At 37.9% G+C, this 269-nt stretch carries 1 protein-coding gene; it reads left to right on the forward strand.

Annotated features, from left to right (window positions below; translation table 11 throughout):
* On the forward strand, positions 1 to 269 hold a 269-nt coding region (locus SB717_RS36230), incomplete at both ends, for a nitroreductase family protein (protein WP_410907846.1).

A 269-nucleotide genomic window follows, 5' to 3' on the forward strand; every position in this document is an offset into this window, starting at 1 on the left:
TTAAAAATCCTGACATGAAACAATTACTTTTATTTGGAATAGCACTTTTAGCCTTATCATGCAATAATGCCAATACATCGGAAAAGAAATATTACACCGGCACACAGAAAAATGCTATTATAGATAATATAAATACACGAAGATCTATCCGCAAATATACTTCTCAGCAGGTTAGCAGAGCCCAGCTGGATACAATCATGAAGAGTGCTATACTTGCGCCCAGCGCACTCAACAAACAGCCTTGGGAAGTAAGGGTTATACAAAACCCG

The organism is Priestia sp. SIMBA_032 (assembly GCF_046535215.1).
GTDB classification, from domain to species: Bacteria; Bacillota; Bacilli; order Bacillales; family Bacillaceae_H; genus Priestia; species Priestia aryabhattai.